A 21,348-nucleotide genomic window follows, 5' to 3' on the forward strand; every position below is an offset into this window, starting at 1 on the left:
GTGTGTCCACGGGCCCTCGCGCACGTCAGAGCCGAGTGACGGTCAGGCCGGACGACGCCGGCGCGTCGGACGCACCCTCCGAGGCGGTCAGGCTGACCGGGAGGGTGTCGACGCCCACGGCGTCCCCGTCGGAAATGTCCCCGGCGAGCAGCGCACGGGCCAGCCGGTCGCCGATCTCTCGCTGCACCAAGCGACGCAACGGGCGCGCCCCGAAGGCCGGGTCATAGCCGGTCAGGGCCAGCCAATCGCGCGCGGCGTCAGAGACGTTGAGGCTCAGCCGGCGCTCGGACAGCCGTGCCGCGAGCGCCCGGACTTGCAAGTCCACAATCGAGCCGAGCTCCTCCAACGAGAGGGGATCGAACAGGATGACCTCGTCCAGGCGGTTCAAGAACTCCGGCTTGAAGGAGGCATTGACCACGTTCATCACGGCGTCCTCCTTGGCCTGCGCTTCCAACGTCTGATCGACGAGGAACTGCGAGCCCAGGTTGGACGTCATCACCAGGATGACGTTCCTAAAATCAACGGTTCGGCCCTGCCCGTCGGTGAGGCGGCCGTCGTCGAGCACCTGCAGGAGGACGTCGAAGACCTCGGGGTGGGCCTTCTCCACCTCGTCCAGCAGGACCACCGAGTAGGGGCGGCGCCGGACGGCTTCGGTCAGCTGCCCGCCCTCCTCGTAGCCAACGTATCCGGGAGGGGCACCCACGAGGCGGGAGACGGCGTGCTTCTCCGCATACTCGGACATGTCGATCCGGACCATTGCCCGTTCATCGTCAAAGAGGAAATCGGCAAGCGCCTTGGCCAGCTCCGTCTTACCCACGCCCGTCGGGCCGAGGAACAGGAAGGAGCCGGTGGGGCGGTCCGGGTCGGAGATCCCAGCCCGGGCGCGCCGAACGGCGTCGGACACCGAGGCGACGGCCCGGCTCTGCCCGATAAGGCGCTCACCCAAGAACTGCTCCATGGCGAGGAGTTTGGCCGATTCGCCCTGGAGCATACGGCCGGCCGGAATCCCCGTCCAGGCGCTGATGACCTCGGCGATGTCTTCGGCGGAGACCTCTTCTGAGACCATAAGCTCGCGATCTCCCGCGCCCGCCTGCTCCTCGGCCGCTTGGGCCTCGGCCAGTTGCTGCTGTAGCGCGGGAATCTCCCCGTAGAGCAGGCGAGAGGCTTTCTCGAGGTCGCCCTCCCGCTGCATGCGTTCGGCCTGCACGCGGAGCTCATCCAGCTCCACCTTGAGGTCGCCGACCCGGTTGAGCCCCTCCTTCTCGGCCTCCCAGCGCGCATTCAGCGCGTCGAGCTGCTCCTTCTTGTCCGCCTGATCCGCGCGGATGGCATCGAGGCGCTCAACGGAGGCCGGGTCGGTCTCGTTGGCCAGCGCCAGCTCCTCCATGGTGAGGCGATCCACGGCCCGGCGCAGGACGTCGATTTCCTCGGGCGCGGAGTCGATCTCCATGCGCAAGCGCGACGCGGCCTCGTCCACGAGGTCAATCGCCTTATCCGGCAGCTGCCTCCCGGTGATGTAGCGGTTGGAGAGATTCGCTGCGGCCACGAGAGCGCCATCGGCAATCTGCACCTTATGGTGCGCCTCGTACCGCTCCTTGAGCCCACGGAGGATACCCACCGTGTCCTCAACACTGGGCTCCCCCACGTACACCTGCTGGAATCGGCGCTCCAAAGCCGGATCCTTCTCGATGTTCTCTCGGTATTCGTCGAGGGTGGTGGCGCCGATGAGGCGTAGCTCGCCGCGGGCCAACATGGGCTTGAGCATGTTGCCCGCGTCCATGGCGCCCTCGGAGGCGCCAGCACCGACGACGGTGTGGATCTCATCGATAAAGGTGACGATCTGTCCGTCGGAGGACTTGATCTCTTCGAGCACCGCCTTCAGCCGTTCCTCGAACTCGCCGCGATATTTCGCGCCGGCCACCATGGACCCGAGGTCCAAGGAAATGAGCGTCTTGCCGCGCAGGGACTCGGGCACGTCACCCGCGACCATGCGCTGGGCCAGCCCCTCAACGACGGCGGTCTTGCCGACTCCGGGCTCGCCGATCAAGACAGGGTTGTTCTTGGTGCGGCGAGAGAGCACCTGGACCACGCGGCGAATCTCCGCGTCCCGGCCGATGACCGGATCCAGCTTGCCGGAGCGGGCGATCTCGGTCAGGTCAGTCCCGTACTTCTCGAGCGCCTGAAAGGTCGCCTCGGGGTCCGGGCTGTCCACGGTGCGGTCCCCGCGCAGTCCGGACAGGGCGGCGCGCAGGGCGTCGACGGAGGCTCCGGCGTCGCGCAGGGCGTTGCCCGCCGCGCCAGCGTCCGTCGCGAGAGCGATCAACAAAAACTCGGTGGAAACGTAGGTGTCCCCGGCCTCGGCGCTGGCCTGCTGTGCCGTCTGCACCACCTGCAGCAGCTGGCGGGAGAACTGGGCTTGAGCCACGGACGAACCCGAGGAAGCGGGTAGCGCCTTAATCGCAGCACTGGCGGCGGAAGAGACCACGTCGGGGTCGGCGCCGATCGCCTTCAGCAGGGCCACCGCCACGGACTCGCGCTTATCCATGAGGGCCTTGAGCAGGTGCGCGGGTTCGATCTGCGGGTTTCCCGCCGTCGACGCATTCATGCCGGCCGCGGAGAGGGCCTCCTGACTTTGGGTGGTGAGCTTCGTGTCCACTGATGGTCCTTTCTTTCTGAGGACGAACCACTCAATAAAGTTGAGTCTATATTACTCAACTTTGTCCCGGGTCGATCTATTCCCGCACAGAGAAGCGGTGGGTGCGGGCCTCTGCCCGCACCCACCGCTTCTTTTCACGGCCGCGCGTTCGCCCGCTTAGCGGTGCCGGTAGGTAGGAACGACGGCGTCGGACGGGACGATTACCTTGCCCAGCGGCACCAAGGACACCGGAATGAGCTTGAGGTTCGCGATACCCAACGGAATGCCGATGATGGAGAGGAACATCGGGATGGCGGTCAGCACGTGACCGATGGCAATCCAGATTCCGGCGACGATGATCCAGATGACGTTGCCCAGAGTCGAGAACACGCCAGCGCCCGGACCGCGATCAACGATCGTGCGCCCAAAGGGCCACAGCGCGTACAAGCCGATCCGGAACGAGGCAATGCCGAACGGAATGGTAACGATCAGGATGCAGCACAGAATGCCGGCCGCGAAGTAGCCCAGCGCCAGCCAGAGCCCACCGAACAGGAGCCAGATGACATTGAGTACCGCTGAAAGTGTGGTCTTCATGTGTCTATTCAACCGTTCGGCGGCCTCGCCTGGCTATAGGGGCTCCCCCTGATTCTTCCCGGATTCTTCATCGCTCCGCGGCCAGCGTCGCACCCCGGTATTCTGGGTGGCGATGACTTCTGCGAACACTCCCGAGCACGCCGCCACGCCCGAATCCCCTCGCGACGCCGCCCGAGGGAACGACGACGAGGCGCTGAAGGCCACGGCGCCCACCTCGGGCCGCGCCGCCGAGGACCTCCGCTACTACCGCACCGAGCCGGTCTCCTTTGTCCGGCGCGGCTCCCGCCTGCAGGGGCGACGATTGCGCGCCTGGGAGCGCTACGCGAGCGACTACCTCATTGAGGTCCCCCGCGACATTGCCGATACGTCCGTCAGCGGGCAGGCCACCTTCGATCAGCTGACCACCTTCGGTCGCCGAGCTCCCCTGACGGTGGAAGTGGGGTCAGGCTTGGGCGAGGCCATCGTGGCCCAAGCGGCCGCGCATCCCGAACGCGACTTCCTCGCCGTCGAGGTCTACACCCCCGGCCTCGCCCAACTGATGCTGCGCGCTGGCAAGCAGGGCTTGACCAACGTGCGGGTCATCCAAGCCAATGCCCCCGAGGTGTTCGAGCACCTCCTCGCTCCGGGGTCCGTGGATGAGGTTTGGGTGTTCTTCCCTGATCCGTGGCACAAATCGCGCCACCACAAGCGGCGCTTGGTCAAGCCCAGCTTTGCCCGCCACGTAGCCACAGCCCTGCGGGCCGGCGGGACGTGGCGACTCGCGACCGATTGGGCCGAATACGCCGAGCATATGCGCGACGTCCTGGATCCCGACGAGGCGTTCGAGAACGTCCACGGCGGCTGGGCGCCGCGCTTCGACGGGCGGGTGCAGACCAGCTTCGAATCGAAGGCGATCGCGGCGGGCCGCGAGATCTTCGACCTGACGTACCGGAGGTTGTGAATCCGCCCGGAGCTGGATGTGTTCCAAACCATGCGGGACGCGATATATTCTCGGCATGGAACTCTTCCAAAATGACTTAATTGAGGGCTGGCTCTCCGACTCGGGCGGCTGGCTCTGGACGTGGATTATTCTGCCCGTCGTGGCCTTCGTCGGCCTGTACTTCACCATCCGCACCGGAGCGGTGCAGTTGCGCATGATCCCCAACATGCTCAAGACGCTGACCGACAAGGCCCTGATCGGCCCAGACGGCAAGCCCCGCTCCATTTCCGCTTTCCAAGCCTTTACCGTCTCCGCGGCCTCCCGCGTCGGCACCGGCAACGTCGCCGGCGTCGCCACCGCGATCGCCGTCGGGGGCCCGGGCGCCGTGTTCTGGATGTGGCTGATGGCGTTCATCGGTGGCGCGTCCAGCTTCATCGAGTCGACACTCGGGCAGCTCTACAAGGAGAAACGCCCCGATGGATACGTCGGCGGCCCCGCTTACTACATGCAAAAGGGCCTGAACGCCCGGTGGCTCGGCATCATCTTCGCGATCATTCTGATCATCTGCTTCCCGCTGGCGTTTTCCTCGCTGCAGGCCAACACCATCGCCCAGGCGATCTCTGGCGCGGCAGGAACGGATAGCCCGTCGCTCATGGTGACGATCGCCGTCGTGCTGGCCGTCATGACGGCCCTCGTCGTCTTCGGCGGCATCCGCCGCATTGCCCAGGTCAGCCAGTCCCTCGTCCCCGCGATGGCCTTGCTCTACATCGTCCTCGGCATCGTGATCGTTGCCATGAACATCTCCGAGTTGCCGCGCGTCTTCGGACTCATCTTCAGTGAGGCGTTCAACTTCAATTCCGCTATCGGCGGCGGTCTGGGCGCGGTCATCATGACCGGCGTCAAGCGCGGCATGTTCTCCAACGAGGCTGGCCTCGGTTCCGCCCCCAACGCGGGTGCCTCCGCGGCCGTGACTCACCCCGCTAAACAGGGACTGGTGCAGACGCTGGGCGTGTACTTTGACACGTTTATCGTTTGCTCGGTCACCGCATTCATCATTCTGGTGGCCGTGCCGAACCCGGTGGGTGAAACGCAGGGAATCGTCCTGACACAGAACGCCCTCACCGAATCTCTGGGGGCCTGGTCCTCCATCCTGCTGGCCATCATCATCCTGCTGCTGGCCTTCAGCTCCATCATCGGCAACTACTACTACGGCGAGGCGAACATTGCGTTTATGACCAAGTCGCCCGCCGTCATGGTGGCGTACCGCACCTTCGCGACCGCCGCCGTTCTCTTGGGTGCCCTCGCCACGGTGAACGTGGTGTGGAACTTCGCCGATGGCATCATGGGCCTCATGGCGCTCGTCAACCTCATCGCCATCTTCGCGCTCGGCGGCGTCGCGCTGAAGCTGCTCAAGCACTATCAAGAGCAGGCCAAGCGCGGCGAGGACCCGGTCTTCGTCGCCTCCGACATGCCAGAACTCAAGAACGTCACGGCGTGGACACCGGAGGACGTGACGACGCACGAGATCAACGTCCAGCGCGTCAATCAGCTACGCAAGCAAGGCCGCACCCGCTAGGGGCAACGGTTCAGGGGGTGATCGCGCCCCCGCCAGGGCCCTTGGGCCCGTCCTCTCCGGACGGATCCAAGGGCCCTTCGTCATAGCTAGGGGGTTTGTCGGTGGCCGCGGCCTGCCCGAAGAGTCCCTCATACATCGCGAACAGGTGGCGGACGTCTTGGTCGGTCTCCTCGACGTACCCGCCCACGGATTCGCGCAACGCCGCCAGAGACGCGTGCCACCCCGCCGCGTCGCGCGCGGCGCGGCCCGGCGCGTCGATGGAGGCGGCAAAGGTCAGGCGGGTGCCGGCGTCGTACTCCTCCAGCTTCAACCGCACCGAGTCCTCCTCCCACGTGAACGCCAGGCTAAAGCCGATTTCCGCGTCGACGACGCGCCCATAGCTGACTTCATCCTCCTCGTCGAAGGTAAACATCAGGCCGCTGTCCTGCCGCCATTCGCCCTGGATCCGCGCGGGGAACCACGCACCCAGCCCATCGCGCGTCGTCACAGCGATCCACGCGTCCCATCGGCTGACGGGCAGGTCGACGGCGAAGGTCAGCACCCAGCGGGAGCCGGCCGGGGTCAGCGTAGCGGGCGGCAGTTCTGCGGCGTCCATAGCGTCAGCGTAGCGCGGCCGGTCCGTCACAGCGGTTCCTGCCCCGTGATGATCCGGGCGATATTACGCAGGCTCCGGGTTCCCGCGTCCCGGTACCCGAACAACGTCTGCGATCGCCCGGGCACAAAGTGTGAGGAATTGTGGCCCGTGACGGGCAGCAGACCCTGCGCGGGCAGGGCATCCACCGGAAGCCGGCTCCCGAGCGGTCCCCGATTGCCGAGGAGTTTGCCAATCAGCCGTCCGCCGCGGGCGATCCAGTCACTGGAGGCAACGGCGTCATAGACGTGCGCCACGGGGAGCCCCAGCAGCTCCGGGTCGCGGCCGAAGCGGGTGGGAATCCCGGGCGAACCGAGCATGACGAAGGCATCCATGAGCGGCTCCTGCCGGCCCGCACACCGCGCTGCCAAGTGGGCGACATCGTCGCTGGTCTTCCTCAGCCCCCACAGCCGGCGCGGTGGATGCTCCGCGAGCGCCTCTAGGAAATGGGCGGCGACGGACCCGCCGTACGAATGCCCCTCGATGGCCACGTGAGGGCCGTCTGGTCGCAGCCGCAGCAGCTGCCGCATGTCGGCAGCGATGCGCGGCACGGCCGCCCGCGCCCGCGCAGCAAACAGGGATTCGAAGAGGACCGGTGGCGTGTACCCCAGCCACGCGATGCACGCCGGACGCACCGGAGCGGGCAGGTCGCGCCCCACCCGCTGCAGTTCCAACACCACCTGCCCGGCCTCGCGGACCGTGCCCCACATCGCCGTATCGGGACGGATGCCGACGCCGGAGAGGTGCCAGACGATGTGGGTTGCCGTGTCGAGGTCCCCGACGGCGATCGCGGCCGCCGGGGTAGGCGCCTGCAGATCGAGGTACAGCAAGTGCCGGGCGGGAATCGCCCGGTTCATCGAGCCTCGTCGCAAGGCGTGAGCCACGCCATCGACCGCGCGCCGCTGCCGCATGCTGAGTTGATCCCGCCGCGCGAGGTCGCAGCGCAACTGGTCCGCGGCCGCCGCCGTGAGTTGGGCGTAGCTGGTCGGTGGTGCGTCGGCTCTCACACCCGCAGCCTACCGGCCCGCACTCAATCCGTGCGGAAGTCGATCACCAGCCGCCCGTCGTCGTACTGCTCAATGGCGAAGGGGCGCTGCTCGTCGAGGCCAATGAAATACGTGGCGGCCCCCTCAAAGACACTGGTGGTCATGGTCTGCTGCACCACCGTGTCATGATCCGGCCACGTGGTGTCGAGGACCGTGTGCCCCTCCTGCGCCCCTCCCATGCCGGGGCGCAGACCGGTCAGGTGAATGGCCAAGACTGCCTCGCCGTCGAGCTCGACCTCCTGGCCACTTCCGGGAAGAGCCGGCTGGTCCGTGTACTCGGCCCGCCAGCCGGGCTGCCCGCCAGCATGGGCGAACACGATCCGGTCGAACCCTGCGTGCTGACCGATGCGAACATCATCCAGCGTCAAGTTTTCCCCTTCGAGTGCCGGCGCCAACGGGTCCGGGAATCCCTCCGACATGCGGGCTTGCGTTGAGTACTCGCCCGCCGGATCGGCCGCGGTCGGCGATGGCCGCGTTTCGTCCCCGCCGCTGGAGCTCTGCGCGCCCTCGCTGGGGCTCGGTGGCGCGCTCGATTCGGTCTCCGGCGCGCTCGGCGACTCCGTCGCCTGCGTGCTCGCCGCCGGCTCGGTGGGTTCGGGCTCACTGCCGCCGCACGCGGCCAGAGCCAGCACGACGACGCCGGCTGCGGCCGCCGCGGTGATCTTCCGTGAGGAGGTGCTCAGCATGGTTCCCCTTTCCTTGGTCGCCACGCTATCGCTGCGCTAGGGCTCGCGGAAGCCACGGCGCGCAACTGTGTCCTCACCGTGGCCAAATCGTCACCTCATGCCGGGGTATTCCCTGCCTGACCTGCCGCTTCGGCGCTACCGGCCCAGCGCTCGGGTGGGTCGCCACACCATCAGTGCTTGGCTGCGCGCCCGCGGCCGCTGCCCCCGGGCTAGCGTGACCACGTCACCGGCCGCGCCTGCGGCGAAGACCCGGGAGAGATCCGGGTGGCCGCGGGCCGCCATGCGGGCAACTTCCACGTCTTCGCGCAGCTCGGCGACGCGCGCCTGCAAGGACTGCACCTGGCGCTCCAGCTCCAAGATGCGGCGGATCCCTTCTAGGGACACACCATCCTTGGAGAGGCGCTGGATTTCGCGTAGCGCCTCAACATCCCGCCGGCTGTACCGGCGTTGCTTGCCCGTCTGGCGCTGGGGCGTGACGAGTCCCATCCGGTCATACTGACGCAGCGTTTGCGGGTGCATGTCCGCGAGCTCGGCGGCTACCGAGATCACGAACACCGGGGAGAACTCGTCGTTCATGGCTCCTCCTACAGCGCGGCCTGCTCGGCGAGCGAGGCCCGCGGGTCGGCGTCAGCCGTGGCCTCGGCAAAGGCTTCCACGGCGTCCTTGGCGGCGCCGGTCAGATTCTGCGGCACGACGACGTCGAGAGTCACCAGCAGGTCTCCCGTGGCCTTCGACGTCTGCACGCCGCGCCCCTTGAGCCGCAGCGTGCGCCCGGAATTCGATCCGGCGGGCACCTTCAGCTTGACCGTATCACCGGTCATCGTGGGGACCTCGATGTTCCCGCCAAGCGCCGCCTCGGCGAACGTCACGGGCACATGGATCCGGATGTTGTTCTCCTCGCGGGCGAAGAACTTATGCGGCTTCACGGACACCTTAACCAGCAGGTCTCCGGCACCGGCCGGCCCCTGCTGCCCCTTGCCGCGGACGCGGACGGTCTGGCCATCCTTGATGCCGGCGGGGATGCGCACCTCAATGACCTCGCCGCTGCGGGTGCGCAGGTTCACCGTCGTGCCCTTAATGGAGCCGCCGAAGGAAATCGACGTCGTCGCGGTCCGGTCCGCGCCCTTGCGCGGGGGCTGCTGGAACCCGCCACCGAATCCACCACCGCCGCCGAAAAGGTCGGCGAATTCGGGCGGAACCTGACCGCCTCCGCCGAACCCGCCGCGGCCGCCGCCAGCGCCGCCGCCGAAGAGGTTGGAGAACACGTCCTCGAACCCGGCCCCTCCGCCGGGGCCTCCGGGCCCACCGGAGGTGAAACGCGCGCCGGAGCCCATGGCGCGGATGGCGTCATACTGTTGGCGCTGCTCCGGGTCGGAGAGCACGGTGTTTGCCTCGGAAATGTCTTTGAACTTTTGCTCGGATACCGCATCCCCGGGGTTGGTGTCGGGATGGTAGGTCCGAGCCAGCTTGCGGTACGCCTTCTTGATCTCGGCGTCTGACGCGTCCTTGGAGACGCCAAGGATCGCGTAGAAGTCCTTTTCGACCCAGTCCTGACTGGCCATCAGGCGCCTCCTACTTTCTGTCCATCATGCCTATCGATTGGGTGCGGGCCGGAACGGGCCCGCGAACGGCGCGGCACCGCCGTCGTGCGGTACGACGACGGTGCCCCGCCTGACGGCTCGCCTCGCCCGTGGCGGGCGGGGAGCCACTTGTCCGGCAGCGTTATTCGCCGGTGGAGACGATCACGCCAGCGGCGCGCAAGACGCGATCGCCCTTCTTGTAACCGACGCGCAGCACCTGCGCCACGTGATCCGCGGGGACCTCGGGGTTCGGCTGCTGCATGAGCGCCTCGTGCACCGTGGGGTCAAAGCTGACCCCATCTTCGGCGATTCGCTCCAGGCCGTGGCCCTCGAGGATCGTGTCCAACTTGCGGGCGACGGCCGCGAAGGGTCCATCCTCCAGATCGCCGTGCTGGCGCGCGGCGTCCAAATCGTCCAGCACCGGCAGGAGCGAGTTCAGCACGGATTGCACGGCGAGCTCGCGCGTCTGCTCCCGGTCGCGCTCGACGCGCTTGCGGTAGTTGACGTACTCGGCCTGCAAGCGGAGCAGGTCGTTGCGCAGTTCCGTCTCCACGGCGGATCCGGACTCGGCTTGCTCTGCGGCGACCTCAGCGGGGTCTTCGCCATCGCCGGCCTCGTTGATGATGCGCTCGGCCTCAGCGAGTGCGTCAGCGCCGGTGTCGGCACCGGCGGCGTCCGTGGACTCCGCCGGTGCGTCTTCCGTGCCACGCACCTCACCCGTTTCCGGGTCGACCTTCCGCTTGTCGGTGAAGCGCACCGGCTCGTCGCCGTGCTCTTCCTCGTTTGAGTGGTGCGGCATGGAAGGAACCGTCCTTACTTCTTCTCGTCTTCGTCAACAACCTCGGCGTCGACAATGTCCTCGTCCTGGCCCTGGGCGTCGCCCTCGGCGGCGCCCGCCTCGCCCTCGGCAGCCTGTGCCTGGGAGTAGATGGCCTCGCCCAGCTTGACCTGGGAAGCCTGCAACTTCTCGAACGCGGCCTTGACCTCGTCGTCGTTGTCCTGCTTCTCCAGCTCGGCCTTGAGAGCGTCGACGTCGGCCTGAACCTCGGTCTTGACCTCTTCCGGCAGCTTGTCTTCGTTGTCCTTGATGAGCTTATCCACGGAGTAGGCGGACTGCTCAGCAGCGTTGCGGGTTTCGGCGGCCTCGCGGCGCTTCTTGTCCTCTTCAGCGTGCTGCTCGGCCTCGGCCACCATCCGCTCGATGTCATCCTCGGACAGCGAGGAGCCGCCCGTGATGGTCATCGACTGCTCGGTGCCGGTGCCCTTGTCCTTCGCGGAGACGTGCACGATGCCGTTGGCGTCGATGTCGAAAGTGACCTCGATCTGGGGCACGCCACGCGGGGCCGGAGCGATGCCCGTCAGCTCGAACGTGCCCAGCGGCTTGTTGTCCCGGGTGAACTCGCGCTCGCCCTGGAACACCTGCACGGAGACGGACGGCTGATTGTCATCGGCCGTGGTGAAGGTCTCGCTGCGCTTGGTCGGGATGGCCGTGTTGCGCTCGATGAGCTTGGTCATCACGCCACCCTTGGTCTCGATGCCGAGGGACAGCGGGGTCACGTCAATCAGCAGAACGTCCTTGCGCTCGCCCTTCAGGACGCCCGCCTGCAGTGCGGCACCGACGGCGACGACCTCGTCCGGGTTCACGCCCTTGTTGGCTTCCTTGCCGGCCAGATCCTTGACCAGTTCGGCCACAGCCGGCATGCGGGTGGAGCCGCCGACGAGGATGACGTGCGCGATGTCGGAGACCTTGATCCCGGCTTCGGCGATGACGTCGTTGAACGGCTTCTTGGTGCGCTCCAGCAGATCCGAGGTCAGATCCTGGAACTTCGCGCGGGAAAGGTGCTCATCGAGGTGCACCGGTCCCTCCGGGGTCACCGAGAGGTACTGGAGGGAAATATTGGTGCTGGTCGCCGAAGACAGTTCCTTCTTGGCCTGCTCGGCAGCTTCCTTCAGGCGCTGCAGGGCGATCTTGTCCTTGGACAGATCCGCGCCCTTGGCCTTGGCCTGGGCCAGCAGCCAGTCGACGATGCGCTGATCCCAGTCGTCGCCGCCCAGTCGGTTATCGCCCGAGGTCGCGCGGACCTGAATGGTGGAGAAGCCGTCCTCGTCCTTCCCGACTTCCAAGAGGGACACATCGAAAGTGCCGCCGCCGAGGTCGAAGACCAGGATGAGCTCGTCTTCCTGTCCCTTGTCGAGGCCGTAAGCCAGCGCCGCGGCCGTCGGCTCGTTGACGATGCGCAGCACGTTCAGGCCAGCGATCTCGCCAGCTTCCTTGGTGGCCTGGCGCTCGGCGTCGTTGAAGTACGCCGGGACGGTCACGACGGCGTCGGTGACCTTCTCACCCAAGTAGGACTCGGCGTCGTTCTTGAGCTTCATCAGGGTGCGCGCAGAAATCTCCTGCGGGGTGTACTTCTTCTCATCGATGTCGATGGACCAGTCAGTGCCCATGTGGCGCTTAACTGACGCGATGGTGCGATCGATGTTGTTGACCGCCTGGCGCTTAGCGATGTCACCCACCAGGACCTCGCCGGCCTTGGAAAAGGCCACGACGGACGGGGTGGTGCGTGCACCTTCCGCGTTGGCGATCACGGTCGGCTCGCCGCCCTCAAGGACGGAGACGACCGAGTTGGTGGTTCCGAGGTCAATGCCTACTGCGCGGGACATATCTTTCCTTCTTTCTGAACGGGTGGTTCGGGTAACGCTCGCTTGCTTGAGCGTTCTGCACTCAACTTTACTCCGGCCATCAGCACTGTCAAACCAACTTGAGCCACCAACGCTCAAGTTTCGCCGAGGGCGGACCTCGCCCGCACACACCCGCTCCCTGCCGGGAAGTTTGATGTTCAACCAATTCGCGAAACACTTGTGTTAATTTCCAAAGAAATGTTCAAGAACCCCTTTACGAATGATCTGCGTCACATTAGGTTCGCTTCTACGTCGGCGGAACGGCCGCCGACTGCCCCACCTCCACCGAGGAAAGGTTCTTCAATGAGGAAGTACACCTCCGGCGCCGCACTGGCCGCCGCAGCCCTACTCGCCCTCGCCGGCGCAGCCGCGCCGTCGTCCGCCGCACCAGAAAATGCCCCTGGCCAGGCCGTCAAGAGCCACGTCGTTCAACAGAACGAACAGGCCGGCGGTTACTGGACGGCCGAGAAAATGCGCAATGCCACCCCGGGCGATGTGCTCGCGGATCGGGCCCTCGAGCGCGGCGTCGCCTCCAGCGCCTCCGACGTCGCCCGTGGTTCGCTGCAGAAGATCGAGAGCATGGGCCTGAAGAAGAAGGGCAAGGGTTCCTCCGGAGGCGGCCAGCAGACCATCGCCACCGAAGAGGTGCCAGTGGAGCACATCGGCAAGGTGTTTTTCACCCTCGGCGGCAGCAACTACGTCTGCTCCGGTAACTCGGTGACCTCCGGCAATGGCAGTACGGTCTCCACTGCCGGCCATTGCCTCAACGAGGGCCCCGGCGCCTTCGCCACCAACTTTGTGTTCGTTCCGGCGTACGACGACGGCGCGGCCCCCTACGGCCAGTGGGCTGCCACGGAGCTGCACGCTCCAGCCGCGTGGGTCAATAACGGAGACATGACGTACGACACGGGCTTCGCCGTGGTCGAAACGAAGAACGGCGCGACGCTGGCTGACACCGTTGGCGCCACCGGCGTGCAATTCAACGCCGATCGCGGGCTGGGCTACCAGGCCTACGGCTACCCGGCCGCGCGGCCCTTTGACGGTTCGGACCTGTTCTCCTGCCTCGATGCGGATTCAGAGAATGACCCGTACAACCCGCAGTTCAGCTCACAGGGAATTGACTGCGACATGACCGGCGGTTCCTCCGGAGGCCCGTGGTTCATCGGTTCAGGCCATGATTCCTACCAGAATTCCGTGAACTCCTACGGCTATGACCGCGTGGACTACATGTTCGGCCCGTACTGGGGCTCGACGATCTACAACACGTACAACACCGCTGCGAACTAAGCGCAAGCACAAACAGGCGGCCGGCGGGAACCTCCCGCCGGCCGCCTGCGTGTGCCCGTGCCGGTACGCCGCCTATTTCAGCGCTGCAGACCGTTCAGCATCAGCTTCCGAATCTGCATCCGGCGATTCCGCCCGCAGCCCGCCGGGGCGGCGGAACAGCTTGGACGGCCACCAGAGCCAACGGCCCAACTCGTGGCTGAGCGCGGGCACCAAGAGCGTCCGGACCACCAGCGTGTCCAAGAGGACACCAAAGGCCACGATGAAGCCCAGTTGCACCATGAACATGATCGGCACGACAGACAGGGCAGCGAACGTGGCCGCAAGCACCACGCCCGCCGAGGTGATCACTCCGCCCGTGACGGCGAGGGCGTGCGTCATACCGTCGTGAACGCCCCGCTCGCGGACCTCTTCCCGGGCCCGGCTCATCAGGAAGATGTTGTAGTCCACGCCCAAGGCCACGAGGAAGACGAACCCAAACAGCGGAACCGTGGGATCCGCGCCGGGGAACTCGTACAGGCCGTTGAAGACGAGGGCGGAGACGCCCATCGCCGTGCCATAGGAGAGGACCGTGGTCAGGATCAAGACCACCGGTGCGACGATGGAGCGCAGGAGAAGCATCAGGATCAGCAGGATGGCGCCAAAAACCAGCGGAATGATCTTGAGGTTGTCCTGCTGGGCTGTCGTCTCCTTGTCCAACGCGGTCGCGGTCGGGCCGCCGACCAAGGACTCGTCATCGAGGGCGTGAACGTTGTCCCGCAGCTGAACCACCGTGTCTTCGGCGGCTGCGGAGTCCGCCGGATCCGCCAAGGTGACTTCGATTTGAACGCGCCCTTCCACGGCGCGGGCGTCCACGCCCGGACGGACGGGGCCGCCGCCCTCAGCCGTGAGGTAGGCCGAAGCGACGCCGTCGGTCCCCTGGACCGTTTCCAGCGCTTCATCGGCCACCGCCTCGTCGGCGTAGACCAGAGTCGGCGAGCCGGAGCCCGCATCGAAGTGGCGTCCAATCGCCTCCTGTCCCTCACGGGCATCCGACGACCCCAGGACCAAGGAGGACTCCGGGACGCCCGAGGCCTGCAACTGCGTCACGCCGAGGCAGCCCGCCGCCAGCACCAGTGTGGTGAGAATCCACACGGGCCGATGCCGACGTCGGACCCAGCGCGCCACGGCGAACCATCCGCGATGTTCGCTGCGCTTGGCGACATGGGCGGCCTCGCTGGTTGGCTTGGGCATGACGGGCCAGAAAGCGGCCCGCCCAAGCAGCCCGAGCAGCGCGGGCAGCAGCGTCAGCGCGGCGAGGACGGAGAAGACAATGCCGCTGGCGGCGATGGGCCCCAGCGCCTTGTTGGAGTTCAGATCGGAGAACATGAGACACAAGAGGCCGACCACGACCGTGCCGGAGGACGCGGCGATCGGCTCGAGCGAACGCACCCAGGCACGGCGCACGGCTGTCCAGCGCGAATGCCCCTCCATGAGTGCCTCGCGGAAGCGGGCCACGATCAGCAGGCAGTAGTCGGTCGCTGCACCGATCACGAGAATGGACAGGATGCCTTGACTCTGTCCATCGATGCGAATGAGCTCTGCCGCGGCCAACTGGTACACCACCACGATCGCCGCGCACAGAGCCGCCATCGCGGTGATCAGCACGGAGAACGGCAACAACACGGACCGATAGACCACGAGCAGGATCACCAGCACGGCGATCAAAGCGACGATCAGGAGCACGCCGTCGATTCCGCCGAAGGCCTCGACGAGGTCCGCCGAGAAGCCGGCGGGGCCGGTCACGTAGGCCTGCGCCCCTTCTCCAAAATCGCCGCGCTCGACGGCGGCGGCGGCGAGATCCCGGACCTCTTCGACTCCAACTTCCACATCGAGCTCGGCGGAGAGGGGGACCACGAGCTGCAAGGCCAGCGCATCGTCCGCGGGGAGCGGGCCGATCACCGCCGTGTCGGCGAGCGCCCGCCCGTCGACGCTCGCAGCGTCAAGCTCAGCCATCAGCTCCTCGGCCATCGGCGGGGCCAATTCCTCCGACGACTCCAGCACCACAATGGCTGGCACCGCGTCTGATTCGGCGAACTTTTCCTGCCATTCGACAGCGCGCGTGGCCTCCGCCGATTCCGGAAGGAACGTGGTGCGGTCCGTGGTCTGGACGCTACCGATCTGACCAAAGGTCGGCCCGCCGACGGCCATGACCGCGAGCCACAACGCGATGGCAGCCACCGCACCGGCGGCCCGCAGCACGGCGCCGCCGCGCCCAGCAGACCGCGGACGAGATGACTGCCGAGTATCGGTTCCACCCTGCCGAGACATCAGCCACTCCTAAAGTTAGTAGTTCTATGATGGAAGTAAAATATCACTTATCGCGCCGCAGCGGGAGAATGGCGTGATGGCAGGGCTGACGCGCGTGCGCTCAGCCCGGTGAGGAGCATTCAGTGAACCCAGAACAGCGGCCGGACCCACGCGCGGCCCTTGCGTTCGAGATGGTGGGCCACCTGCAGGGCCTCACCCTGGCCTCGGACCGCTATGCGGACGCGGTCGCCCGCGCCGACGCACTACACAAGACCGATCTGCACGCGTTGCAGGAAATCCTGCTCCATCAAGACGCTCAGGCCCCGCTCACGGCCTCGGAGCTGGGCCGCAGCCTGCACCTCTCTCCGCCAGCCACCACCGCACTCATCGACCGGCTGGCCAAGCACGGCCATGTCGAGCGTGGCCGGGACGCCCGGGACCGGCGGCGCGTGACGCTACTCGCCACGGACTCGGCGCGCACGACGGGCTCCCGCCTCTTCCGCCCCTTGGCTCAGGCGCTCGGGGAAACCGCCTCGCACTACACCCCCGCCGAGCTCGAGCTCATCAACGCCTTTTTGGCCGAGGCCCTCCGCACCGTCGAGCAGGCCACACCCCCGGCCCCGTAAGTGGCCCGCCGGCACCGCCACACTCGGTTAACGCACCACGGGCCGCCTGAGGTGCTGTAAACACTGCACCTCAGACGGCCCGCGTACGTCGCGCTCAATGCGCGAAGGGTGGCTTAGCGGCTCCGGTTCCGGGAACGACGGCGTCCGGCACCGCTGGCCCGGCCCGCACCGGCGCGGGGGCGCCCGCCCTCGCCTCCTCGAGCGGATCCGCGCCCCTCGGCTCGGGACTGGCTGGCGGCCGCATCTGCGGTGCGCTGGCCCGACTGGCGTACTTCGCGATCGGTAGACTGCACGGCGGAACCGCGACCGCGACCTCCGCGGCGGCTGCGGGATCGACTAGTGGACTGTTCGCCCGATGATGGACCGCCAGCTTGAGCCCCACGGCCCTGCGAGGGCCGAGCCTTCTTCGGCTGGGAAGGCTGCTGACGCACGGGCGCCACGTACGGCACAGGGGCGGCCTGTGGGCCGCGGACCTCGGCAACGACGTCGGACGTGGGCGTGACCGGCTCAAACGGAACCTTGATTCCCGCCGCCTTGAGCAGCTGCGTGACATCGCGGCGCTGCTCCGTGGTGGCGACCGTGACGACCACCCCATCGGAACCGGCGCGTGCCGTACGCCCCGAACGGTGCAAGTACGCCTTGTGCTCCGCAGGCGGGTCAATGTGGACCACGAGCTCGACACCGTCGACGTGAACGCCACGGGCGGCGACGTCGGTGGCCACGAGGACCTTAGCGGAGCCGTCGGAGAACGCGGCGAGATTGCGGTCGCGAGCGTTCTGACTCAAGTTCCCGTGCAGGTCCACGGCGGGCACCCCGGCCTTAGAGAGCCACAGGGCCATCTTCTTCGCGTGATGCTTGGTCCGCATGAACATGATGCGCCGGCCGGTACCGGCGGCCAACTCGCGGACCAGTTCCTTCTTGTCCTCCGGATCCACGAGGAACACGCGGTGCTCCATGGTGTTGACGGCGGCCTGCGGCGCGTCCACCGAATGCGTGATGGGATCCGCGAGGTAGCGGGTCACCAACTTGTCCACGCCGTTGTCCAGCGTGGCGGAAAACAGCATGTGCTGGATGCCGGAAGGGACGCGGTCCAGGATGCGGCGCACCACCGGAAGGAAGCCCATGTCCGCCATGTGGTCGGCCTCGTCCAAGATGGAGATCTCGACGCGGGAGAGGTCCACGATTTTCTGCCCCATCAGGTCATCAAGGCGCCCCGGGCAGGCGATCAGGATGTCGACGCCCGCGTTGAGCTCCTGCTCCTGACGCTTTTGCGAGACGCCGCCGAAGACCACGGAGGTGCGCAGGCCCGCGGCGTCGGCCAGTGGGATGACCGTCCGGGAAATTTGGGTGGCCAGCTCACGGGTCGGCGCCATAATGAGCGCTCGGGGGAAACGCGCCTTGCGGGGGCGCGGGTCCGCGACCAGCCGGGCCACGAGCGGGAGGGAGAAGGCGAGGGTCTTGCCGGAGCCGGTCTGCCCGCGGCCGAGGACGTCTCGCCCGCTGAGCGTGGACGGCAGGGTGGCTTCCTGAATCGGAAACGCTTGAGTCATCCCCTGTGCGGAGAGGACACGGGTCAAGAACTCGGGCACACCGAGCGAGGAAAAAGTAGTCATGCACGTGCTTTCGGTCAGCGAGGCGCGTGCCCCGCGGCGGATCGCCGAAGAACACTGAAGTCGCCGGTGCGCGCCGTGAGAGTGTCAGCGCGGAGCCAGGAAAGCAGAATTATCGACGCATGGCTGTTCGCGCGGGCCGATCGGCGGCCTCCGGCGCGGCCCCACCGCCATCGGGGTGAGGACCAGCCACAGAAGCACCAGTATACCAGTGAAAGCCGGATTCAAAACTCCGCGGCTTCTCTGCCTACGATGTGCCGCGTGACGTTTTCCGTGTGGTTGTCCCTGCTGGGCGCCTGTGTTCTCATCAGCTTTACGCCGGGCGCCGGTGCCATCAACACGATGAGCAACGCGATCCACGCCGGGTTCCGGCGCGCGTTTTGGGGGATCCTAGGTCAGCAGGCCGCCCTCCTGCTGCACGTGATCGTCGTGGCCGCCGGCGTCGGGCTCTTGGTGGCCAACTCCCCCGTGTTGTTCAACATCATCAGGTACGCGGGCGCCGCGTACCTGATCTATCTCGGCGTGCGGCTGCTGATCGCCAAGCCGGACGCCGACACCGCGCCCGTGGATCAGCGCGCAGGCGAGCCAGCAGCCTCGATGTTTCGGCGCGGGCTCTGGGTCAATCTCCTCAATCCCAAGGCGATCATCTTCTTCCTCGCCTTCACCCCGCAGTTCATTCGGCCGGATGCGCCACTGCTGCCGCAGTACGCGCTCTACATCGGGACCGTGGTGGCCGTCGATGTGCTCGTCATGTGGTTTTTCTTCGCCGCCGCCGCCAAGTCCGTTCGCCGCTTCACCCGCGGCGCGCGGGGCCAGCGCATCATGAACCTCACGTTCGGCACCCTGTTCATCTTCGTGGCGGTCCTCCTCGCGGTGAGTCACTAGGGGGGCACGGCCTGGCGCGCACTGCGCCCTTCACGGACGCCTCGGCGGCGGATAGCCTGTGCGTGACCACTGCCGTTCGTCGAACTGGGGACCACCGTGAGCATGCCGTTTCTGACCTCGTCGCCCGTGAAGACCGCCCTGCGTGGATTGGCCGCCGCGCACCCGGACGTGGTGGCGCTCCACCATGACCCGCTGTACCTCACGTCACGGCAGTACGCGAGCGGACGGAGAGTAGGGCTGGTGTCGGGCGGAGGGTCTGGACACGAACCGCTGCATGCCGGCTTCGTGGGCCTTGGCATGCTGGACGCAGCGGTTCCAGGTGCCGTGTTTGCTTCCCCGCACAACACTCAAATCTATGCGGCTTCCCGCGCCGTGGCTGGGCCCGGCGGCGTCGTTCACCTCGTGAAGAACTACACGGGTGACGTCATCAACTTCGCCATCGCCGCAGAACGCCTTGCGGCTGACGGCATCGACGTGGCCCGTGTCCTCATTGACGACGACGTCGCCACCGGCAGCGAGGATACCGCCACGGGGCGGCGCGGAACAGGCGCCACTGTGGTCGTGGAAAAAATCCTCGGAGCCGCGGCGGATGAGGGCTTCAGCGCCAGTGAATTGGCGGAGCTCGGCGCCGACGTCGTCGCCTCCTCACGCAGCGTGGCGGTCGCCTCCCGCGCCCACACGGACCTCCACACCGGCGAGGACGCGTTCACTCTTGAACCGGGACAGCTCGAATACGGCGTCGGTATTCACGGCGAGCGCGCCGCTCGGTCCATCGCACGCCCGGACTTCGAGGAGCTCATCGGCACGATGGTGGATTCATTACTTGGGGACCTGCCGGGCACTGAAGACCTGCTGGTCTTCGTCAATGGGCTCGGCGCCACGACTCAGCTAGAGCTGCTTAACGTGTACGCCGCCGTCGAGGAGCACCTGACGGCGGCCGGCCAGCGGGTCAGTGCGAGGCTGGTGGGGTCCTACGTGGCGGCACTGGATATGTCCGGGTTTTCCCTCACCCTCACACGTCTGCGGCCGGGGTGGATCGATTACTGGAACGCCCCATCGGCGACCCCAGCGTTTCCCACCACTTCCGCCGGCTTCCCGTCCGTGTTGGACACAACCCAACGCGTCACCGCCGCCGAAGCGGTCTCCAGTGCACGGCAGCCCCACGATGCGTCCCGGGCCCCGGGCGGGCCAGGCGACGCCGTCGTGCGCCGGTTTGCCGCCTTGATCGAGGAACACTACGAGGAATTGACTCGGCTGGATCAGTTGGCTGGCGATGGCGACTTTGGCGACAACCTCCGCGGTGGTCTCCACGAAGCGCTGCAGCTCATGGAAGAGCATAAAACGGGACTCGCTGCCGCTGAATCGGCATTTCTCGACGGCGTGGGCGGGACCAGCGGCCCTCTTCTCGGGCTGTTGTTCGCCCGGATCAACGCTGCCGTGACCGACGACGGTGGCACGGCTGACGCGTGGGCACGCGGCACCGCCGAGGGATGCGATGCCATTCAGCGCGTGGGCGGCGCCGAGCCCGGCGACCGGACGATCGTTGACGTATTGGTCCCCACCGCACAGGCCCCCTCGAACGGCTTCGAGGCTGGGGCGCACGCCGCCGCAGAAGCTGCTGCGGCCACCGCCTCGCTGCAGGCCAAGCGCGGCCGGGCCAGCTATGTCTCGGGACGAGGAGAAGGCGCCCCGGATGCTGGTGCCGTCGGTGTCTCCCTGCTCTTCCGCGCGGCCGCCGAGGTGGGCTGAGACCGGGCAGGCTACCGGCACCGGCCCGGCGTTTCCTAGACTGGTCCGTATGTTCCGGATCAACGCCGTCTGCACGGGCAATATCTGCCGCTCCCCCATGGCCGAATACCTCCTCCGCGTAGCCCTAGAGGACGCGGGAATCGACGGCGTGGACGTGGAATCTAGCGCCGTGACGGCATGGGAAGTGGGCAACACGATCGACGACCGTGCCGGCGCCCGCTTGGACGCCGACGGCATCGATGCTGCCGGCCACGTGGCCCGCCAGTTCACCCCGGCGGACTACGACGCCGACCTGATTTTGGCTCTCGACACGGATCATTACACCCACCTGCGCCGCGGCGCGCCGACGCCTGAAGCGGAGGCCAAGGTGCGGATGCTCCGCTCCTTCGACCCGCAGGTGGCTGACCGCGGACCTGCCGACCAGGGGATCTACGATCCGTGGTACGGCGACGCTGCCGACTTTGAGGCGACGTACGACCTCATCGCGGCCGCGCTGCCGGGCCTGGTTGAGTACGTTCGCGACGCCGTCGCCTCGGGGCCCGGGGCCCGCGCCTAA

The 21,348-nt window shown here is 66.9% G+C and carries 18 protein-coding genes; 7 read left to right on the forward strand and 11 right to left on the reverse strand.

Going from position 1 to position 21,348, the window contains the following annotated elements; all coding sequences use genetic code 11:
• Positions 1 to 25 precede the first annotated feature (25 nt).
• Positions 26 to 2,656, reverse strand: coding sequence for an ATP-dependent chaperone ClpB (gene clpB, locus IW252_RS04900; RefSeq protein ID WP_196835538.1), 2,631 nt, complete (start codon positions 2,654 to 2,656; stop codon positions 26 to 28).
• 156 nt (positions 2,657 to 2,812) lie between these two features.
• Entirely contained in the window at positions 2,813 to 3,229 is a 417-nt protein-coding gene (locus IW252_RS04905) for a YccF domain-containing protein (RefSeq protein WP_196835539.1), read from the reverse strand.
• Positions 3,230 to 3,341: 112 nt separating this feature from the next.
• Here IW252_RS04905 and trmB point away from each other — a divergent pair, with 112 nt between their 5' ends.
• Together trmB and IW252_RS04915 are read left to right on the forward strand one after the other, a co-directional pair.
• Positions 3,342 to 4,169 (forward strand): tRNA (guanosine(46)-N7)-methyltransferase TrmB, encoded by an 828-nt coding sequence (trmB, locus tag IW252_RS04910; protein WP_196835540.1) that lies wholly within the window; start codon positions 3,342 to 3,344, stop codon positions 4,167 to 4,169.
• A gap of 55 nt (positions 4,170 to 4,224) precedes the next feature.
• Complete coding sequence (locus tag IW252_RS04915; protein WP_196835541.1) at positions 4,225 to 5,724, forward strand: alanine/glycine:cation symporter family protein; 1,500 nt, start codon at positions 4,225 to 4,227, stop codon at positions 5,722 to 5,724.
• 10 nt (positions 5,725 to 5,734) lie between these two features.
• Here the strand turns inward: IW252_RS04915 and IW252_RS04920 are convergent, their stop codons facing one another.
• The 7 genes from IW252_RS04920 to dnaK all read right to left on the reverse strand — a co-directional run bounded on the left by IW252_RS04920 (position 5,735) and on the right by dnaK (position 12,331).
• Positions 5,735 to 6,319 carry an SRPBCC domain-containing protein gene (locus tag IW252_RS04920; RefSeq protein ID WP_196835542.1) on the reverse strand — a complete coding sequence of 195 codons (585 nt, stop codon included), beginning with the start codon at positions 6,317 to 6,319 and terminating at the stop codon, positions 5,735 to 5,737.
• A gap of 26 nt (positions 6,320 to 6,345) precedes the next feature.
• The gene (locus tag IW252_RS04925) at positions 6,346 to 7,362 is read right to left on the reverse strand and encodes an alpha/beta hydrolase (protein ID WP_196835543.1); all 1,017 of its coding nucleotides are present in this window, start codon (positions 7,360 to 7,362) and stop codon (positions 6,346 to 6,348) included.
• A 23-nt stretch (positions 7,363 to 7,385) separates the two neighbouring features.
• Positions 7,386 to 8,087 (reverse strand): AMIN-like domain-containing (lipo)protein, encoded by a 702-nt coding sequence (locus tag IW252_RS04930; protein WP_196835544.1) that lies wholly within the window; start codon positions 8,085 to 8,087, stop codon positions 7,386 to 7,388.
• 135 nt (positions 8,088 to 8,222) lie between these two features.
• Complete coding sequence (locus tag IW252_RS04935) at positions 8,223 to 8,663, reverse strand: heat shock protein transcriptional repressor HspR (RefSeq protein WP_196835545.1); 441 nt, start codon at positions 8,661 to 8,663, stop codon at positions 8,223 to 8,225.
• 8 nt (positions 8,664 to 8,671) lie between these two features.
• Positions 8,672 to 9,649 carry a DnaJ C-terminal domain-containing protein gene (locus IW252_RS04940; protein WP_196835546.1) on the reverse strand — a complete coding sequence of 326 codons (978 nt, stop codon included), beginning with the start codon at positions 9,647 to 9,649 and terminating at the stop codon, positions 8,672 to 8,674.
• A 160-nt stretch (positions 9,650 to 9,809) separates the two neighbouring features.
• Positions 9,810 to 10,466 (reverse strand): nucleotide exchange factor GrpE, encoded by a 657-nt coding sequence (locus IW252_RS04945; protein WP_196835547.1) that lies wholly within the window; start codon positions 10,464 to 10,466, stop codon positions 9,810 to 9,812.
• A 14-nt stretch (positions 10,467 to 10,480) separates the two neighbouring features.
• Positions 10,481 to 12,331, reverse strand: coding sequence for a molecular chaperone DnaK (dnaK, locus tag IW252_RS04950; protein WP_196835548.1), 1,851 nt, complete (start codon positions 12,329 to 12,331; stop codon positions 10,481 to 10,483).
• 321 nt (positions 12,332 to 12,652) lie between these two features.
• Between dnaK and IW252_RS04955 the strand changes: the two genes are divergently transcribed.
• Positions 12,653 to 13,636 carry a trypsin-like serine peptidase gene (locus tag IW252_RS04955; RefSeq protein ID WP_196835549.1) on the forward strand — a complete coding sequence of 328 codons (984 nt, stop codon included), beginning with the start codon at positions 12,653 to 12,655 and terminating at the stop codon, positions 13,634 to 13,636.
• A gap of 72 nt (positions 13,637 to 13,708) precedes the next feature.
• Here IW252_RS04955 and IW252_RS04960 read toward each other — a convergent pair whose 3' ends face one another.
• Positions 13,709 to 15,943, reverse strand: coding sequence for an MMPL family transporter (locus IW252_RS04960; RefSeq protein ID WP_196835550.1), 2,235 nt, complete (start codon positions 15,941 to 15,943; stop codon positions 13,709 to 13,711).
• Positions 15,944 to 16,065: 122 nt separating this feature from the next.
• On the opposite strand from IW252_RS04960, the gene IW252_RS04965 reads away from it, so the two are divergent.
• Positions 16,066 to 16,548, forward strand: a complete 483-nt coding sequence (locus tag IW252_RS04965) for a MarR family winged helix-turn-helix transcriptional regulator (RefSeq protein WP_196835551.1) — start codon at positions 16,066 to 16,068, stop codon at positions 16,546 to 16,548.
• 113 nt (positions 16,549 to 16,661) lie between these two features.
• Here IW252_RS04965 and IW252_RS04970 read toward each other — a convergent pair whose 3' ends face one another.
• On the reverse strand, positions 16,662 to 18,161 hold the full coding sequence (locus tag IW252_RS04970) for a DEAD/DEAH box helicase (RefSeq protein WP_196835552.1): 1,500 nt from the start codon (positions 18,159 to 18,161) through the stop codon (positions 16,662 to 16,664).
• Positions 18,162 to 18,419: 258 nt separating this feature from the next.
• On the opposite strand from IW252_RS04970, the gene IW252_RS04975 reads away from it, so the two are divergent.
• The 3 genes from IW252_RS04975 to IW252_RS04985 all read left to right on the forward strand — a co-directional run bounded on the left by IW252_RS04975 (position 18,420) and on the right by IW252_RS04985 (position 21,348).
• Positions 18,420 to 19,043: a LysE family transporter gene (locus IW252_RS04975; RefSeq protein ID WP_196835553.1), complete on the forward strand. Its 624-nt coding sequence runs from the start codon at positions 18,420 to 18,422 to the stop codon at positions 19,041 to 19,043.
• Positions 19,044 to 19,145: 102 nt separating this feature from the next.
• Positions 19,146 to 20,792 (forward strand): dihydroxyacetone kinase subunit DhaK, encoded by a 1,647-nt coding sequence (locus IW252_RS04980; RefSeq protein WP_196835554.1) that lies wholly within the window; start codon positions 19,146 to 19,148, stop codon positions 20,790 to 20,792.
• A 49-nt stretch (positions 20,793 to 20,841) separates the two neighbouring features.
• Complete coding sequence (locus IW252_RS04985; protein ID WP_196835555.1) at positions 20,842 to 21,348, forward strand: low molecular weight protein-tyrosine-phosphatase; 507 nt, start codon at positions 20,842 to 20,844, stop codon at positions 21,346 to 21,348.

Origin of the sequence: Zhihengliuella flava (assembly GCF_015751895.1) — a bacterium.
Classification (GTDB): domain Bacteria; phylum Actinomycetota; class Actinomycetes; order Actinomycetales; family Micrococcaceae; genus Zhihengliuella; species Zhihengliuella flava.

Bases quoted from the DNA above. Each gene is read 5' to 3' on its own strand.
- IW252_RS04905 (WP_196835539.1), bottom strand. From the start codon at position 3,229: ATGAAGACCACACTTTCAGCGGTACTCAATGTCATCTGGCTCCTGTTC.
- trmB (WP_196835540.1), top strand. From the start codon at position 3,342: ATGACTTCTGCGAACACTCCCGAGCACGCCGCCACGCCCGAATCCCCT.
- IW252_RS04915 (WP_196835541.1), top strand. From the start codon at position 4,225: ATGGAACTCTTCCAAAATGACTTAATTGAGGGCTGGCTCTCCGACTCG.
- IW252_RS04920 (WP_196835542.1), bottom strand. From the start codon at position 6,319: ATGGACGCCGCAGAACTGCCGCCCGCTACGCTGACCCCGGCCGGCTCC.
- IW252_RS04930 (WP_196835544.1), bottom strand. From the start codon at position 8,087: ATGCTGAGCACCTCCTCACGGAAGATCACCGCGGCGGCCGCAGCCGGC.
- IW252_RS04935 (WP_196835545.1), bottom strand. From the start codon at position 8,663: ATGAACGACGAGTTCTCCCCGGTGTTCGTGATCTCGGTAGCCGCCGAG.
- IW252_RS04940 (WP_196835546.1), bottom strand. From the start codon at position 9,649: ATGGCCAGTCAGGACTGGGTCGAAAAGGACTTCTACGCGATCCTTGGC.
- IW252_RS04945 (WP_196835547.1), bottom strand. From the start codon at position 10,466: ATGCCGCACCACTCAAACGAGGAAGAGCACGGCGACGAGCCGGTGCGC.
- dnaK (WP_196835548.1), bottom strand. From the start codon at position 12,331: ATGTCCCGCGCAGTAGGCATTGACCTCGGAACCACCAACTCGGTCGTC.
- IW252_RS04955 (WP_196835549.1), top strand. From the start codon at position 12,653: ATGAGGAAGTACACCTCCGGCGCCGCACTGGCCGCCGCAGCCCTACTC.
- IW252_RS04960 (WP_196835550.1), bottom strand. From the start codon at position 15,943: ATGTCTCGGCAGGGTGGAACCGATACTCGGCAGTCATCTCGTCCGCGG.
- IW252_RS04970 (WP_196835552.1), bottom strand. From the start codon at position 18,161: ATGACTACTTTTTCCTCGCTCGGTGTGCCCGAGTTCTTGACCCGTGTC.
- IW252_RS04980 (WP_196835554.1), top strand. From the start codon at position 19,146: ATGCCGTTTCTGACCTCGTCGCCCGTGAAGACCGCCCTGCGTGGATTG.
- IW252_RS04985 (WP_196835555.1), top strand. From the start codon at position 20,842: ATGTTCCGGATCAACGCCGTCTGCACGGGCAATATCTGCCGCTCCCCC.